The sequence below is a fragment of the Planktotalea sp. genome (assembly GCF_018607965.1).
Lineage (GTDB): Bacteria > Pseudomonadota > Alphaproteobacteria > Rhodobacterales > Rhodobacteraceae > Planktotalea.
Window position 1 is genome coordinate 1 of the sequence record NZ_JABBAM010000039.1, and the last position, 16,727, is coordinate 16,727.

At 53.4% G+C, this 16,727-nt stretch carries 18 protein-coding genes; 17 read left to right on the forward strand and 1 reads right to left on the reverse strand.

Annotation, left to right across the window (positions count from 1 at the left end):
* Window positions 1–173 precede the first annotated feature (173 nt).
* From QZ279_RS03240 to QZ279_RS03320, 17 genes are all read left to right on the forward strand, one after another.
* On the forward strand, window positions 174–401 hold the full coding sequence (locus QZ279_RS03240; RefSeq protein WP_293447868.1) for a DUF5337 domain-containing protein: 228 nt from the start codon (window positions 174–176) through the stop codon (window positions 399–401).
* A 7-nt stretch (window positions 402–408) separates the two neighbouring features.
* Entirely contained in the window at window positions 409–1,710 is a 1,302-nt protein-coding gene (gene nuoF / locus QZ279_RS03245) for an NADH-quinone oxidoreductase subunit NuoF (protein WP_293447871.1), read from the forward strand.
* Window positions 1,707–2,036 (forward strand): hypothetical protein, encoded by a 330-nt coding sequence (locus QZ279_RS03250; protein ID WP_293447874.1) that lies wholly within the window; start codon window positions 1,707–1,709, stop codon window positions 2,034–2,036. Before nuoF ends, QZ279_RS03250 begins: the two co-directional genes overlap by 4 nt.
* A 118-nt stretch (window positions 2,037–2,154) precedes the next feature.
* On the forward strand, window positions 2,155–2,565 hold the full coding sequence (locus QZ279_RS03255; RefSeq protein ID WP_293447877.1) for a DUF5333 domain-containing protein: 411 nt from the start codon (window positions 2,155–2,157) through the stop codon (window positions 2,563–2,565).
* Window positions 2,566–2,568: 3 nt separating this feature from the next.
* Entirely contained in the window at window positions 2,569–4,590 is a 2,022-nt protein-coding gene (gene nuoG, locus QZ279_RS03260; RefSeq protein ID WP_293447880.1) for an NADH-quinone oxidoreductase subunit NuoG, read from the forward strand.
* 47 nt (window positions 4,591–4,637) lie between these two features.
* Window positions 4,638–4,991: a hypothetical protein gene (locus QZ279_RS03265; RefSeq protein WP_293447954.1), complete on the forward strand. Its 354-nt coding sequence runs from the start codon at window positions 4,638–4,640 to the stop codon at window positions 4,989–4,991.
* Window positions 4,992–4,998: 7 nt separating this feature from the next.
* Window positions 4,999–6,039 carry an NADH-quinone oxidoreductase subunit NuoH gene (gene nuoH / locus QZ279_RS03270; RefSeq protein WP_293447883.1) on the forward strand — a complete coding sequence of 347 codons (1,041 nt, stop codon included), beginning with the start codon at window positions 4,999–5,001 and terminating at the stop codon, window positions 6,037–6,039.
* A gap of 4 nt (window positions 6,040–6,043) precedes the next feature.
* Window positions 6,044–6,538: an NADH-quinone oxidoreductase subunit NuoI gene (nuoI, locus tag QZ279_RS03275; protein ID WP_293447886.1), complete on the forward strand. Its 495-nt coding sequence runs from the start codon at window positions 6,044–6,046 to the stop codon at window positions 6,536–6,538.
* Window positions 6,535–6,942: a carboxymuconolactone decarboxylase family protein gene (locus QZ279_RS03280; protein WP_293447888.1), complete on the forward strand. Its 408-nt coding sequence runs from the start codon at window positions 6,535–6,537 to the stop codon at window positions 6,940–6,942. Before nuoI ends, QZ279_RS03280 begins: the two co-directional genes overlap by 4 nt.
* Window positions 6,939–7,547 carry an NADH-quinone oxidoreductase subunit J gene (locus QZ279_RS03285; RefSeq protein ID WP_293447890.1) on the forward strand — a complete coding sequence of 203 codons (609 nt, stop codon included), beginning with the start codon at window positions 6,939–6,941 and terminating at the stop codon, window positions 7,545–7,547. Before QZ279_RS03280 ends, QZ279_RS03285 begins: the two co-directional genes overlap by 4 nt.
* Before the next feature lie 106 nt (window positions 7,548–7,653).
* Window positions 7,654–7,959 (forward strand): NADH-quinone oxidoreductase subunit NuoK, encoded by a 306-nt coding sequence (gene nuoK / locus QZ279_RS03290; RefSeq protein ID WP_072630106.1) that lies wholly within the window; start codon window positions 7,654–7,656, stop codon window positions 7,957–7,959.
* 4 nt (window positions 7,960–7,963) lie between these two features.
* The gene (gene nuoL, locus QZ279_RS03295; RefSeq protein ID WP_293447892.1) at window positions 7,964–10,084 is read left to right on the forward strand and encodes an NADH-quinone oxidoreductase subunit L; all 2,121 of its coding nucleotides are present in this window, start codon (window positions 7,964–7,966) and stop codon (window positions 10,082–10,084) included.
* Complete coding sequence (locus QZ279_RS03300) at window positions 10,084–11,640, forward strand: NADH-quinone oxidoreductase subunit M (RefSeq protein WP_293447894.1); 1,557 nt, start codon at window positions 10,084–10,086, stop codon at window positions 11,638–11,640. The genes nuoL and QZ279_RS03300 overlap by 1 nt, the downstream gene beginning before the upstream one ends.
* Window positions 11,641–11,654: 14 nt before the next feature.
* The gene (gene nuoN / locus QZ279_RS03305; RefSeq protein WP_293447897.1) at window positions 11,655–13,097 is read left to right on the forward strand and encodes an NADH-quinone oxidoreductase subunit NuoN; all 1,443 of its coding nucleotides are present in this window, start codon (window positions 11,655–11,657) and stop codon (window positions 13,095–13,097) included.
* Window positions 13,098–13,104: 7 nt separating this feature from the next.
* The gene (locus tag QZ279_RS03310) at window positions 13,105–13,851 is read left to right on the forward strand and encodes a biotin--[acetyl-CoA-carboxylase] ligase (RefSeq protein ID WP_293447900.1); all 747 of its coding nucleotides are present in this window, start codon (window positions 13,105–13,107) and stop codon (window positions 13,849–13,851) included.
* A 15-nt stretch (window positions 13,852–13,866) separates the two neighbouring features.
* Entirely contained in the window at window positions 13,867–14,640 is a 774-nt protein-coding gene (locus QZ279_RS03315) for a type III pantothenate kinase (RefSeq protein ID WP_293447903.1), read from the forward strand.
* A gap of 6 nt (window positions 14,641–14,646) precedes the next feature.
* Complete coding sequence (locus tag QZ279_RS03320; protein WP_293447905.1) at window positions 14,647–16,314, forward strand: ribonuclease J; 1,668 nt, start codon at window positions 14,647–14,649, stop codon at window positions 16,312–16,314.
* 3 nt (window positions 16,315–16,317) lie between these two features.
* On the opposite strand, the gene QZ279_RS03325 is transcribed toward QZ279_RS03320, so the two are convergent.
* A partial coding sequence (locus QZ279_RS03325; protein WP_293447908.1) for a MarR family transcriptional regulator occupies window positions 16,318–16,727 on the reverse strand: 410 nt, incomplete at its 5' end.

A 16,727-nucleotide genomic window follows, 5' to 3' on the forward strand; every position in this document is an offset into this window, starting at 1 on the left:
ACTGAAATGGCTTGGGTGAACGCAAATCTGCAGGGCTTTAAGGGCCGTGCGACACGTGACAACTGGGTTGAGCAAGCGAAGACCTTGGCTGCGGGCGGTGAGACAGAGTTATCTAAGCGCGTCGACAAGGGTTCAGTTTACTAAGACCGAAACGAGACTAGGAAAGACTTCCAATGGGCCACGATAATCAAGATGCAGCACTGGCAAAACAAGGGCGCACCGTCGCACTTGTGATTGCTGGATCCATGCTGTTCTGGATCGTGGCCCAATGGATCGCACCGATGCTGGGAATGCCCGGACGGTACGCTCTACTCATCGACTTTGCTGTTATGGCGGCCCTCTTTTGGTCGATGGTTGTGACTTATCAAATCTGGCGCAAGCGTCAGAATACGAAAGGATGATCCTGCAATGCTGACCGATCAGGACCGCATTTTTACCAATCTCTACGGTATGCATGACCGCACGCTGAAGGGCGCGCAGGCGCGTGGACATTGGGATGATACAGCGAAGATCATCAAGAATGGCCGAAATTGGGTCATCGATCAAATGAAGGCGTCTGGTCTTCGTGGTCGTGGTGGCGCGGGTTTCCCGACGGGCCTAAAATGGTCCTTTATGCCTAAAGAAAGCGACGGGCGCCCCAGCTATCTAGTGGTGAACGCGGATGAATCCGAGCCGGGCACATGTAAAGACCGTGAAATTATGCGCCACGATCCGCATACGCTGATCGAGGGTTGCCTGATTGCCAGCTTCGCGATGAATGCAAATGCGTGCTATATCTATATACGCGGCGAATACATCCGCGAAAAGGAAGCGCTGCAAGCCGCGATTAACGAAGCCTACGCGGCTGGTCTCGTTGGTAAGAACGCTGCAAAATCCGGTTGGGATTTCGACATTTACCTGCACCACGGAGCAGGGGCGTATATTTGCGGCGAAGAAACAGCCTTGCTTGAAAGCCTTGAGGGCAAAAAGGGCATGCCGCGGATGAAGCCGCCGTTCCCAGCGGGCGCGGGACTTTATGGCTGTCCAACAACAGTGAACAACGTCGAATCCATCGCGGTCGTTCCAACGATCTTGCGCCGTGGGCCGGAGTGGTTTTCTAGCTTCGGTCGTCCAAATAACGCAGGCACTAAACTGTTTGCGATTTCGGGTCACGTGAACAACCCATGTGTTGTCGAAGAAGCCATGAGCATTTCGTTCGAAGAGCTGATCGAAAAGCATTGCGGCGGCATCAAAGGCGGCTGGGACAATCTGAAAGCGGTTATTCCGGGTGGGTCGTCTGTGCCTTGTGTGCGCGGCGAAAACATGCGCGACGCGATCATGGACTTTGACTATCTGCGCAACGATCTTAAGTCGGGTCTTGGCACAGCGGCTGTCATTGTGATGGACAAAGACACGGACATTATTAAAGCGATCTGGCGTTTGGCCAAGTTCTATAAGCACGAATCTTGTGGTCAGTGTACGCCGTGCCGTGAAGGTACGGGCTGGATGATGCGTGTTATGGAGCGCTTGGTTCAAGGCAACGCTGATCCAAGCGAAATCGATATGCTTTGGGACGTAACCAAGCAAGTTGAGGGCCACACAATTTGTGCGCTTGGCGATGCGGCCGCGTGGCCAATCCAAGGTTTGATCAACAACTTCCGCGACGAAATTGAAGATCGTATCAAAGCACAGGCATCGGGCCGCACAACACGTGCGGTTGCAGCCAAATGATCCGCGTTGCTTTCATAGCAAGTTTGGTGGTCGCCACTCTTGGTGGGTGCAGCGATCCGTCTAAGGCTGTCTATTTTGATGGCAAGCAATTTGCGGGTCGTTTGCAAGTGAACAAAGAAGACAAGCGCAGTTTCACCGCGACATCTGCACCTGTCAGCCAAAGCTTGGAGGGCGCGCGCGAGGCTGCTCGCTTTGAGGGGACGAAATATTGTATTCACAAGTACGGCCGCTCTGATATCGAATGGACTGCAAGCCCAGAAGCTGAGGCAACTGAGTTGAATATCGTTGAAGACGTGCTGACGGTTCAAGGTCGGTGTGCGGAATGAGAAATATCAACGAAATCAGGGATGTTATTGCATATCAAACCGCTCAAAGCCCATGTGTGGGGCAGGTTTTGGCCCATCGCCAAAGCATCAGAGCAGTGTGCATGACAGGAGATATTCCATGCGTTTGACATCCACACTTACAGCCTCCCTTTTCGCGGCCAGCCTTGTTTTGGCGACACCAGCCGCTGCTAAAGATCTTCAGAACGAGACTGAAATCAACAATGGCCTTTTGGCGGTTGGCATCGCAGATGAAATTCGCAACCGCTGCGATAGCATCTCTGCACGCACATTTACCGCGCTTGGCTTTCTGATCGGTCTCAAGCGCGACGCCCGTAATAAGGGCTATTCGAACGACGAAATTAACCGCTACACCAAGAGCAAAACCGAGAAGGCCAAGATGCGTAAACGCGGACAGGCTTATCTGGCACAGAATGGTGCATCTACAAATGATGCCGCTTCTATGTGCCGTCTCGGTCGTGCCGAAATCAACAAACGCAGCCAAATTGGCGTCCTTCTAAGAGCAAGGTAATCCATGTCTGACCTACGCAAGATCATTATCGACGACACCGAAGTCGAAGTAGATGGGGCGATGACCCTCATTCAGGCCTGTGAAGAGGCGGGGGTCGAGATCCCTCGCTTCTGCTATCACGAGCGTCTGACGATTGCTGGCAATTGCCGCATGTGTCTTGTGGAAGTTGTGGGTGGCCCACCAAAGCCAGCTGCATCTTGTGCGATGCAAGTCAAAGATTTGCGCCCCGGTCCAGAAGGTCAGGCCCCACGGGTCAAGACCAACTCGCCCATGGTGAAAAAAGCGCGCGAAGGCGTGATGGAATTCCTGCTGATCAACCACCCGCTTGATTGCCCGATTTGCGATCAGGGTGGCGAGTGCGACTTGCAAGACCAAGCCATGGCCTACGGCGTTGATTTTTCGCGGTTTCGTGAGCCAAAGCGCGCAACGGATGACCTAGATTTGGGTCCACTGGTTGAAACCCATATGACGCGCTGCATTTCATGCACGCGCTGTGTTCGTTTCACTTCTGAGGTGGCGGGCATTTTGCAGATGGGTCAAACGGGCCGCGGCGAAGATGCTGAAATTACGTCCTATCTGGGTGAGACTTTGGACAGCAATCTACAGGGCAACATCATTGATCTTTGCCCTGTTGGTGCGTTGGTGTCCAAGCCATACGCCTTTACGGCACGCCCTTGGGAGTTGACCAAGACAGAGACTATCGACGTGATGGACGCGCTTGGATCCTCGATCCGTGTGGACACCAAAGGTCGCGAAGTGATGCGCATGTTGCCGCGCAACCATGACGGCGTGAACGAAGAATGGATTTCTGATAAGACCCGTTTTGTTTGGGATGGCCTACGTCGTCAGCGCCTTGATCGTCCGTATATTCGTGAGAATGGCAAACTGCGTCCGTCTAACTGGAGCGAGGCGCTTGGCGCTGCCGCTGCGGCGATGAAGGGCAAGAAGGTTGCTGGACTTATTGGTGATCTGGTGTCTGTTGAGGCCGCGTTTGCGTTGAAGCAATTGGTTCAGGGAATGGGCGGCAATGTTGAATGTCGTACGGACAAAGCCAAGCTGCCTGCGGGCAATCGTTCGGCCTATGTCGGAACGGCAAAGATTGAAGATATCGATGACGCCAAGATGATTTTTATCATCGGCTCAAACCCTGTGATCGAAGCGCCTGTTTTGAACGCGCGCATTCGCAAGGCGTGGACACAGGGTGCGACGGTTGCGCTGATCGGTGAACCTGTTGATCTGACGTATGACTACATCCACCTTGGCACGGACCGCGCGGCGCTTCAGAAAATCGCTGACATGGATCATTCTGACAAGCACGGCACGCCGGGCGTGATGATCATCGGCCAGGGCGCGCTCACCGAGGCAGACGGCGAGGCGGTTCTTGGAACGGCCATGGCGACTGCCGCAGCTGCACAATCCAAATTCATGGTTCTGCACACAGCCGCTGGCCGTGTTGGTGCGATGGATGCGGGTTGCACCACGGATGGCGGCGTTGAAGCGGCGACCAAAGATGCAGAGGTGATTTACAATATTGGCTCTGACGAGGTCGACATCGATGCAGGCGCATTCGTGATCTACCAAGGTAGCCACGGCGATCGCGGCGCACATCGCGCGGATATCATTCTGCCGGGTGCGGCGTATACGGAAGAGCAGGGCCTGTTCGTGAACACAGAAGGGCGTCCACAGCTCGCGATGCGCGCTGGATTTGCACCGGGTGAAGCCAAAGAGAACTGGGCGATTCTTCGTGCGCTCTCTGCTGAGTTGGACGCGACACTGCCATTTGATAGTTTGGCTGCGCTGCGCACAGCCCTTGTTGCAGAAGTGCGGCATCTTGCTCAGATTGGCGGCGTGCCGGAAAATGAATGGCAGCCATTGAAAGCCAAGAAGATGGGCAAAGCGGATTTCCGCAATGCGTTGAGCGATTTTTATCTGACGAATCCCATTGCCCGCGCAAGTGAGTTGATGGCAGAGCTTAGTTCAAACGCGAAAGCGCGCCGCGATGCAGACAAGATTGCTGCTGAGTGACACGTGCATTCATCATATCTCCACTTGCGCTAGCTATTGCTGGCGGGGTGTCGGGCTGCGAGCAAACAGGTGAAGAAAAACCTGTTGCGTTCAAACCTGACTACCAAGGCGTGCAAACGCGCCTTTTGGATGGGGATTTGGTGAATTTCCAAGTGAAAATGACGGGTGCGCGCGATGGTTCGGACCTTGATGAATATGCACAGTGTGCCGCTGCGCAATACGCGCTGATCCGAGGCTACGGTTTTGCGCGTCATTTGCGTACAAACGTGGTCGAAGAGGGTGGCACATGGTTGGCAGATGCTGTTTACACCATTTCGCCAGCACTCCCGCGCGGGCTAAAGACGATTGACGCAGAAGTCACCGTCTCGGCCTGTGCCGAAAACGATATACCGACGGTGTGAGGACCTAATGTACGACTTTTTCACAACCACTATTCTGGGCATGGGCCTTACGATCGTTGGACAGATTTTCCTTCTGGTCATTCCTTTGCTGCTTGCGCTCGCGTTCTTGATGTACGCGGATCGCAAGATCTGGGCGGCCGTTATGATGCGCCGTGGACCCAATGTAGTTGGGGTCTTTGGCCTACTGCAAAGTTTTGCGGACTTTTTGAAATACATCGTTAAGGAAGTCGTCTTCCCAGCGGGTGCCGACAAAGCCGTCTTCTTGATGGCCCCGATGGTTACATTGGTCATGTCACTGATCGCCTGGGCGGTGATCCCGTTCAACGACGGTTGGGTCTTGTCCGAAATCAACGTTGCGATTCTTTATGTCTTTGCGGTGTCCTCGCTTGAAGTCTACGGCGTGATTATGGGCGGTTGGGCATCCAACTCGAAGTATCCGTTCCTTGGCTCGCTTCGTTCTGCGGCGCAGATGATTTCTTATGAAGTCTCTATCGGCTTGATTATTATCGGTATTATCATCTCATCCGGTTCCATGAATTTCGGCGACATCGTTGCCGCACAAGACAGTGATTACGGATTGCTCAGCTGGTACTGGTTACCGCACTTCCCGATGCTCATTTTGTTCTTCATCTCTGCACTGGCTGAAACAAACCGTCCTCCATTCGACCTTCCCGAAGCGGAATCAGAATTGGTGGCGGGCTATCAGGTTGAATATTCATCCACACCATTCCTGCTCTTTATGATTGGTGAACTGGTTGCGGTTGTTCTGATGTGCGCACTCATCTCGTTGATGTTCTTCGGCGGTTGGTTGTCACCCATCCCAGGTCTGCCTGACGGCATCTTCTGGATGGTTAGCAAAATGTTGTTGGTCTTCTTCTTCTTCTCAATGGTGAAGGCAATTACACCGCGCTACCGCTATGACCAATTGATGCGTATCGGTTGGAAAATCTTCTTGCCGCTCAGCCTTTTGTGGGTGGTGTTCGTGGCGTTTGCCGCAAAATTCGACTGGTTCTGGGGCCTATACGCCCGCTGGACAGTAGGGGGCTAAATCAATGGCAGATTTCGACTATGGCCGTGCGGTCAAATATTTCCTCCTCGCAGACTTCGTCAAAGGCTTTGGCCTTGGTCTGAAGTATATGTTTGCGCCAAAGGTCACGCTGAACTACCCGCATGAAAAGGGGCCTCTGAGCCCGCGTTTTCGTGGTGAACACGCACTGCGCCGGTATGCGAACGGCGAAGAGCGGTGCATCGCTTGCAAATTGTGCGAAGCTGTTTGCCCCGCGCAAGCGATCACAATTGATGCGGAACCACGTGATGACGGTTCACGCCGCACAACGCGCTATGACATTGATATGACGAAGTGCATTTATTGCGGTTTCTGCCAAGAAGCCTGCCCAGTGGATGCGATTGTTGAGGGTCCGAATTTCGAATTCGCAACCGAAACCCGTGAAGAGCTGTTCTACGACAAGGACAAATTGCTCGAGAACGGGGATCGCTGGGAAGCGCAGATCGCGCGTAACCTCGAATTGGATGCACCCTACCGATGAGCGATGCAAACAACCCCTTTGCGATGATGATGGCCCAAGCGCAGGAGATGGCGAAGGCCTTTAATCCTGCGGCTGGCGGCTTTTCGCCCCAAGCGATGGAAAAACTTTGGCCGACCATGAGCAAGGACATGATGGAAATGTCCTTTGGCAAAGGGGCGAGCAAAGAAGGGTTGGATGCAAAGACGCGTTTGTTGTTGACGCTTGCTGGTTTGACCATGCAGGGCGCGCAGAATGAGACGCAGATCCGCATGACCTTGCGCCACGCCTTAGAGGCCGGTGCAAACAAAGACGAAATAACTGAGGCCATCGCACAAATGTCGATGTTTGCAGGCCTTCCCGCAATGACCCGCGCAATGGAATTTGCTGGGGAAGTTCTGACTGAAAGCAAGGAAGACGAGACATGAGCGTCGCTGTATTTATCTTTTACCTTTTCGCGATCTGCACGATCACGGGTGGCTTGTTTACGGTGATTAGCCGTAACCCAGTCCATTCGGTTTTGTGGTTGATCCTTGCATTCTTGTCCTCTGCCGGACTTTTCGTTTTGCTTGGTGCTGAATTCGTGGCGATGCTGTTGATCATTGTCTACGTCGGCGCGGTCGCGGTTTTGTTCCTGTTCGTTGTTATGATGCTGGATATTGATTTTGCGGAATTAAAGGCAGAGATGGCGAAATACATGCCGCTCGCTTTGCTTATTGGCGTTGTTTTATTGATGCAGCTCACAATGGCTTTCGGGTCTTGGGAAGCCAGCGCACAGGCCGAAGGGCTGCGCGGTGCTGTAACGCCGACTGACACACATAACACGGCAGCGCTTGGTTTGATCATTTACGATCAGTACTTCCTGATTTTCCAGCTTTCTGGTTTGATCCTGCTCGTTGCAATGGTCGGTGCAATCGTGCTGACCCTGCGCCATCGCACAGATGTGAAACGCCAAGACGTGGTTGCACAGATGCACCGTGATCCAGCCAAGGCGATGGAACTGAAAGATGTGAAGCCGGGGCAGGGGCTGTGATCGTACTTGCCGCATACATCCTATCTGGGGCCGCAGTCGGTGCGACTGTGGTTCTCTTTTTAAATTCTAAGAACAAGAACACGAACAAGAACAAGGACAGTGACAAATGATCGGTCTTGAGCATTACCTGACGGTGGCGGCGACGCTTTTTGTCATTGGCATCTTCGGCCTTTTTGTTAACCGCAAAAATGTCATCATCCTGCTTATGTCGATTGAGTTGATGTTGCTTGCGGTGAACATTAATCTTGTCGCCTTTTCGAGCTTCCTTGGGGATTTGGTTGGACAGGTGTTCACGCTCTTTGTTCTAACGGTTGCAGCCGCAGAGGCCGCGATTGGCCTTGCTATCCTTGTCTGCTTCTTCCGTACTCGCGGCACCATTGCTGTTGAAGACGTCAACGTGATGAAAGGCTGAGCTGATGGAAACGCTTATTCTTTTTGCGCCCCTTGTTGGCGCACTCATCGCTGGATTTGGCTGGCGGTTGACAGGCGAAAAGGGCGCGATGTGGATCTCCACTGGCTTGCTTTTCGTTGCGTGTTTCTTTAGCTGGATCGTTTTTCTGACCCACGATGGTGTCACAGAAAAAGTCCAACTTATGCGCTGGATCGAAAGCGGTTCCTTGAGCACGGATTGGGGAATTCGCTTGGATCGCCTAACCGCGATCATGCTGATCGTGATTACAACGGTGTCCGCGCTCGTTCATCTGTATTCCTTTGGTTACATGGACAAAGACCCACAGTGGAAAGACGGCGAAAGCTATAAGCCACGGTTCTTTGCGTATCTATCGTTCTTCACCTTCGCGATGTTGATGCTGGTGACCTCGGACAACCTTGTTCAGATGTTCTTTGGCTGGGAAGGCGTGGGCGTTGCGTCCTACCTTCTGATCGGTTTTTACTATCGCAAACCTTCGGCCAATGCTGCTGCAATCAAAGCCTTCGTGGTTAACCGTGTCGGTGATTTTGGCTTCGCGCTTGGTATTTTTGGCCTTTTCTTCCTTACAGATAGCATCAACTTTGACGATATTTTTGCGGCCGCGCCTGCTTTGGCGGACACAACGATTTCCTTCCTTTGGGCCGAGTGGAACGCTGCGAACTTGATCGCTTTCCTTCTGTTTGTTGGTGCGATGGGTAAATCTGCGCAATTATTCCTGCACACATGGTTGCCGGATGCGATGGAAGGCCCGACACCTGTGTCTGCGTTGATCCACGCTGCGACAATGGTGACGGCTGGTGTCTTCCTGATTTGCCGCATGTCGCCACTGATGGAATACGCGCCAGAGGCAACCGCCTTCATCACCTTCCTTGGTGCAACAACGGCGTTTGTCGCAGCGACCATCGGTCTGGTTCAAAACGACATCAAACGCGTGATTGCCTATTCAACGATGTCCCAACTTGGTTACATGTTTGTGGCTGCAGGCGTTGGTGCCTATTCGGTTGCGATGTTCCACCTGTTCACGCACGCGTTCTTCAAAGCGATGCTTTTCCTTGGTGCGGGTTCGGTCATCCACGCGATGCACCACGAACAAGACATGCGCAACTACGGCGGCCTGCGTAAAAAGATCCCATACACATTCGCGGCCATGTTGATCGGCACACTTGCGATTACGGGTGTTGGTATTCCTTTGACGGGTTGGATCGGATTTGCGGGCTTTGCCTCTAAGGACGCGGTCATTGAATCCGCCTTTGCGGCCGATCCTATGGGCTACGCGTTCTGGATGCTGGTTATCGCGGCGCTCTTCACATCTTTCTACAGCTGGCGTTTGATGTTCTTGACGTTTTTCGGCAAGCAACGTGGCGACAAACACACGCATGAACATGCACACGAAAGCCCGTTGGTTATATTGGTACCCCTTGGAGTGCTTGCCGTTGGTTCAATCTTTGCAGGTGCGATTTGGTACAGCAGCTTCTTTGGTAAGACGAACGAAATCGCAAGCTTCTTTGGCGTACCCTACGCAGAAGCGTCCGAGCATGGTGAAGCCAAAGACGATCATAAAGACGATGGTGACCATGCTGAGGCCAAAGACGATTACGCAAAACCCAAAGGCGGTAAAGCCAAGAAAACGTCCTACGAATTTACCGGCAAGCCGGGCGAAGGCGCGATCTACACAGGCAAGGGCAACCACGTTATTCATGACGCGCATTATGTGCCGACTTGGGTCAAGCTAAGCCCGTTCATTGCGATGGTCATCGGTCTTGTTCTGGCAATGTGGTTCTATATTTGGAACCTTGCGATGCCAAAACGTGTGATGGAAAACAACCGACCGCTTTACCAGTTCCTTTTGAACAAGTGGTACTTCGATGAAATCTACGACTACATCTTCGTGCAACCTGCCAAGATGATTGGACGTTTCTTGTGGAAGCGCGGCGACGGCAACGTCATCGACGGGACACTCAATGGTGTGGCGATGGGTATTGTGCCCTTCTTCACCCGCCTCGCAGGTCGCGCGCAGTCAGGTTATATCTTTACTTATGCCTTCGCCATGGTCATCGGAATTCTTGTTCTGATCACATGGATGACGTTCTCCGGAGGAGCGCAATAATGGATAATCTTCTTTCCATTGTCACTTTCATCCCCGCGCTTGCGGCTTTGATACTCGCACTGTTCTTGCGGGGCAGTGACGAAGCGGCCGCGCGCAATGCCAAGTGGCTGGCGATGATCGCATCAAGCGCCACTTTTGTTGTGTCGCTCTTCATCCTCGCGCAGTTCGACCCATCCGACACCGGCTTTCAAATGGTGGAAGAGGGCGCTTGGATCATGGGCATGTCCTACAAGATGGGCGTGGATGGAATTTCAGTCCTCTTCGTGATGCTGACGACTTTCATCATGCCGCTTGTTATTGCGGCCAGCTGGAATGTCGAAACCCGCGTCAAAGAATACATGATCGCGTTCTTGGTCCTTGAGACACTCATGCTTGGCGTATTCATGGCGCTTGATCTTGTGCTCTTCTACGTCTTCTTTGAAGCTGGCCTGATCCCGATGTTCCTAATCATTGGTATCTGGGGCGGAGCGAACCGCATCTACGCCAGCTTTAAATTCTTCCTCTATACCTTCCTCGGATCTGTTCTGATGTTGGTGGCGATGGTCGCAATGTTTGTGGACGCGGGAACAACTGATATCCCAACATTAATGACGCACACATTCGGATCCGAGGGCTTTTCGATACTCGGCATCAAGGTCGTGGGTGGCATGCAAACTCTGATGTTCCTTGCCTTCTTCGCCAGCTTCGCGGTGAAAATGCCGATGTGGCCTGTCCACACATGGCTGCCTGATGCGCACGTTCAAGCGCCCACAGCGGGTTCCGTGGTTCTGGCGGCAATCTTGTTGAAGATGGGTGGCTACGGTTTCCTGCGGTTCTCGATTCCAATGTTCCCCGTCGGTTTTGATGTGCTTGCACCGCTAGTCTTGTGGATGTCAGCCATCGCAATTGTGTACACATCGCTTGTAGCGCTGGTTCAGGAAGATATGAAAAAACTGATCGCCTATTCATCGGTCGCCCATATGGGGTATGTCACGATGGGTATCTTTGCGGCCAATCAGCAAGGTGTCGACGGTGCAATTTTTCAAATGATCAGCCACGGTTTCATCTCTGCCGCTCTCTTCTTGGTGGTCGGTGTGATCTACGATCGCATGCACACACGCGAGATTGATGCATACGGTGGTCTTGTGAACCGTATGCCAGCGTTTGCGCTGATCTTTATGTTCTTCACAATGGCGAACGTGGGTCTACCGGGTACGTCAGGCTTTGTCGGTGAATTCCTGACATTGATGGGTGTGTTCCAAGTGAACACATGGGTTGCAGCGGTTGCGACGGCGGGTGTGATCCTGTCGGCAGCCTATGGTCTATGGCTCTATCGTCGCGTGGTTATGGGCGATCTGATCAAAGAAAGCCTGCGCACCATTTCTGACATGACACCGCGCGAACGGGCGATCTTTGCACCGCTCGTGGTGATGACCCTGCTCTTGGGCGTCTATCCCGCGCTTGTCCTCGATATCATCGGCCCCTCAGTTGAGGCGCTGGTCGCTAACTATGAAACCGCCCTCGACATAGCAATGGCGAGCGTCACAGACGCATCTGCCGCTGTCGCATCGAACTAAGAAAGACGCTGAACATGATACAGGCTGACTTGACAATCATTATGCCGGAAATTATCCTGTCGCTCTTTGCGATTGCTGCTCTTCTTGGCGCAGTTTATACGGGCAAGGACAAGTTTGCCCCGATGTTGGTCTGGGCAACGGCGGGTGTGTTTGTCACATTGGCCCTGTGGATTGGCGTGAACGGCGAGGGCACGAATGTCGCCTTTGGCGGTATGTTCAACGATGATGCGTTCTCGCGCTTCGCGAAAGTCGCGATCCTACTGTCCTCCGCGGCGGTTCTGGTGATGAGCCAAGAGTATATGGAACGCAAAGGTCTGCTGCGCTTCGAATACCCAGTGCTGGTCGCATTGGCCGTTGTTGGCATGATGGTGATGGTCTCTGCGGGCGATCTGATGACGCTTTACTTGGGCCTAGAACTGCAATCGCTTTCACTTTACGTCGTTGCATCCCTGCGCCGTGACAGCGCGCGATCAACCGAAGCGGGCCTAAAGTATTTTGTCCTCGGCGCACTTAGCTCTGGTTTGCTCTTATATGGTGCATCGCTCACGTACGGATTTGCGGGAACGACTTTGTTCTCTGGCATTATCCAGACAGCATCCGATGGCAGCATTTCTGTTGGCCTATTATTCGGCCTTGTGCTGATCATCTCTGGCCTTGCGTTCAAAGTGTCGGCTGTTCCGTTCCACATGTGGACGCCAGACGTTTACGAGGGTTCGCCAACACCCGTGACAGCGTTCTTTGCGACCGCGCCTAAAATCGCTGCGATGGGTCTGTTTGCCCGTGTCTTGTACGACGCCTTCGGTGGTGTCGTCAGCGATTGGAGCCAAGTGATTGCACTGCTTTCCTTGTTGTCCATGTTTCTTGGTGCCTTCGCAGCAATCGGTCAAACCAATATCAAACGTTTGATGGCGTTTTCGTCTATCGCCCATATGGGCTACGCGTTGATGGGTCTTGCGGCGGGAACTGCGCTGGGTGTGCAGGCGATGCTGGTTTATATGGCGATCTACGTCACCATGAATATCGGAACATTCGCATTCATTCTGTCCATGGAAAAGGACGGCCAAGCGGTCACAGACATTTCCGCGCTGAACCAATATGCCAAGCGCGAGCCGGGCAAAGCCTTGGCGATGCTGGTTCTGTTGTTCTCCATGGCGGGCGTTCCGCCGATGGTTGGCTTCTTTGGTAAGCTCTATGTTCTGCAAGCCGCTTATGACGCGGGTCTTGCGTGGCTTGCGATTGCGGGTGTGATCGCATCCGTGATCGGCGCTTACTATTATCTGCGCATCGTCTTCTTTATGTACTTCGGTGCCGAGCAGGATGACGCTTTGGACAAGAACTCATCGCCAGTCTTGTGGACTTTCCTAATGGGATCCGCGGCAATCATGGTTCTGGGCCTGATCAATCTCTTCGGGATTGAAGGTGCAGCAGCGGCAGCGGCGGCAACGCTTGTCAACTAAACCAAATATGCGTTTCCCTGATTCCTATGAGAAACGTGTCTTGGCCGAAATCGATAGCACCAACGCCGAAGCAGCACGCATTGCAAAATCACTTTCAGGGCCGGAATGGATATTGGCCCTGAACCAGACCGCCGCACGTGGCCGACGCGGTCGCGCTTGGGAATTCCCTAAAGGCAATTTCGCTGGCACGCTTGTCCTTCAACCCAACGAAACACCAGACATCGTTGCACTGCGCTCTTTCGTGGCGTCACTCGCGCTGTATGAAGCATTCATCGCAATCGGTGTTCAGCCCCAAGCGCTGGCGCTGAAATGGCCCAACGATGTGCTTTTGAACGGTGGCAAAGTTGCAGGCATTCTGCTGGAAAGCATTGGCGGCGGGGCAGGCGTATCCCATCTTGCAATTGGCATCGGCGTTAATCTTGCGGATGCACCGACGCCAAGCCAAGTTGAAACCCAAGCGTTGCACCCTGTTTCACTGGTGTCAGAAACAGGCGTTGCGATCGATCCTGAAACCTTCCTTCACCATCTTGCCAGCGCATACGCGCGTTTGGAAACGCAGTTTACCACATACGGGTTTGCGCCGATCCGCGAGGCATGGCTTGCCCGTGCGGCCAAGCTTGGCGATGTGATAACGGCGCGCACCATGAACAGCGAAACCGTCGGAACGTTCGAGACGGTAGACGAGCAGGGTAATCTTATTCTAAAGACACCCCAATCCCGCGTGGCAATCGCCGCTGCGGATGTATTTTTCTAAACGCGGATAGACGTTATGCTTCTTGCGATTGATTGCGGTAATACGAATACGGTTTTTTCGATTTGGGATGGCCAAAAATGGCTGTGTACGCTGCGCACATCGACCCATCATGGCCGCACGGCAGATGCCTATTTCACGTGGTTCAGCACGCTGGTTGATCACTATAAGATTGAACTTGATATCCAAGACGTCATCATTTCTTCAACTGTTCCGCGCGTTGTCTTCAATTTGCGCGTCTTTGCGGATCGCTTCTTTGGTTGTCGCCCTATCGTTGTTGGCAAGCCTGAATGTAGCCTGCCCATCGCGCCGCGTGTTGATGGGGGAACGCAAGTGGGGCCCGACCGTTTGGCAAATGCAGCGGCTGCGTTTGATCGCCATGGTGGCAATGTCGTCGTCGTTGATTTTGGCACAGCAACCAACTTTGACGTGGTCGCACAGGACGGTGCATATGTGGGCGGCGTTATCGCCCCGGGCGTTAACCTCTCGCTGGAAGCGTTGCACAACGGCGCTGCGGCATTGCCGCATGTGGACATTTCCCAGCCAGAGCACGTAATTGGCACGAATACTGTCGCCTGCATCCAATCGGGTGTGTTCTGGGGCTATACGGGCCTGATCGAAGGCATTACCAACCGGATTAAGACTGAATATGGCAAGCCGATGAAAGTGGTTGGCACAGGCGGACTTGCCCCGCTGTTTGCAACCGCACAAAACCTGTTCGATGTGATCGAAGATGACCTCACAATGCATGGTCTGATCGTGATCCACGAGCATAATAAGAAGAACGGATAAACCGAAATGAGCGCAGAGCGTTTGATCTACCTTCCCCTTGGCGGGGCGGGCGAAATTGGCATGAACGCCTATGTATATGGCTACGGCAAACCGGGCAAAGAACGCCTGATCCTTGTGGATATTGGCGTGACCTTTCCTGATATGGACGGCACCCCGGGTGTGGACCTGATCCTGCCCGACATCACTTGGCTGAAAGAGCGTCGCCACCAACTTGAGGCGATCTTCATCACCCACGCCCACGAGGACCACGTTGGTGCGGTTGGCCATTTCTATGAGCAATTGAAAGTGCCGATATATACGCGCGCGTTCACAGCCAACATCGCGCGTCGCAAGTTGGAAGAATACGGCGTCGAAGCCAAAGCCGTGACCACAGTGTCGGCTTGGCCCGAGACCATCAAAGTAGGTCCTTTCACCATTGGCTTCCTGCCAATCTCGCACTCGATCCCCGAAAGCTCTGGCCTTGTGATCGACAGCCCTGATGGACGTGTCTTGCACACGGGCGATTTCAAGCTGGACGAAACACCACTTGTTGGCGAGGCGTTCGACGAACAGCTTTGGCGCGATGTGTCCAAGGACGGCGTGAAAGCACTTGTGTGCGATTCCACCAATATCTTCTCGCTGACAGCTGGCCGTTCGGAGTTGTCTGTTGGTCCTGAAATCGTGAACCTGATCAATGATCAGCCGGGCATGGTTGTTGCGACGACCTTCGCGTCTAACGTAGCACGCGTGAAGACGTTGGCAGACGCTGGTGTGCGGGCAGGGCGCTCTGTCGTGCTGTTGGGGCGTGCGATGCGTCGTATGGTCGAAGCCTCTATTGAAACCGGCGTTCTAAAGGACTTTCCGACCTGCATTAGTTCCGAAGATGCGGCATCGCTTCCACGCGAAAACGTCATGCTTTTGGTGACGGGGTCACAGGGCGAGCGGCGCGCAGCGTCAGCGCAGCTAGCACGCGGCAAATACCAAGGCCTGACGGTGAAAGAGGGCGACACGTTCCTGTTTTCTTCTAAGACCATCCCAGGTAACGAGCGCGGTGTCATTAGCATCATCAACCAGCTCTCCGAAAAGGGTGTGGATGTGATTGATGACAGCTCTGGCCTGTATCACGTGTCTGGCCACGCCAACCGCCCCGATCTGGAACGTATGCACGAGATTACGCAACCCCAAATGCTGATCCCGATGCACGGTGAACATCGTCACTTGCGTACGCATGTTAAGATTGCCGAAGTCGAGGGTTTGGCGGGTATTGTCGCCGTGAACGGCATGATGATTGATCTGTCTGGCAACAAACCGAAAGTTGCCGATTACATCGAAACGGGTCGCACCTATCTGGACGGGTCCGTGCAAGTCGGCGCGCTAGACGGTGTTGTGAGGGATCGTATGCGCATGGCGTTGAACGGGCATATCACTGTGACCGTGATCATCGACGAGAATGATGAAATGCTGGGCGATCCGTGGTGCGAACTGATGGGTCTTGCGGAGCAAGGCAAATCAAATGCACCTTTGGTCGATGTGCTTGAGGAAGACTTGAACCAACTTATCGGACGGTCCAATTCCAAGACCTTGCGCGATGACAAAAAGCTGGAAGAGGCGATCAAACGTTGCGTGCGTCAAAGCTGCAACGCCGAAATCGGCAAAAAGCCTGAAGTCACGATCGTCGTAAGCCGTTTGGCCTAATCCTTAAAGGCGGTTCTGATCGAGCCAGCCAACAAGACGAAAAAGCTGAGCGGTGAGGGTCGAAATCTCCTCATCGCTCCACCCCTCCATCATTTGCACATAATCGGGCAGCAACGCGCGCTGCACTTCAAGAAAATGCGTGCCGCCTGCTTGGGTTAGAAACACCTGTTTCGCACGTGCGTCGTTGCTAAGCAATTCAAAGCGCGCCCAGCCCATTCCCTCAAATTTCGCGACCATCTTAGAGACGGCAGGTTGCTTGACCTCGACCGCGGCTGCGATGGTCGTCACGCTTTGTCCCTTTGGCATACGGCGCGCTAGGTGATTCAAAAGCGAAAACTGCGCTTCTGTTAAACCGAATCCGTCCAAGAATACGCCCATGCGTGTGCTGAAAAGCTGTGTGCTGATACTAAGCG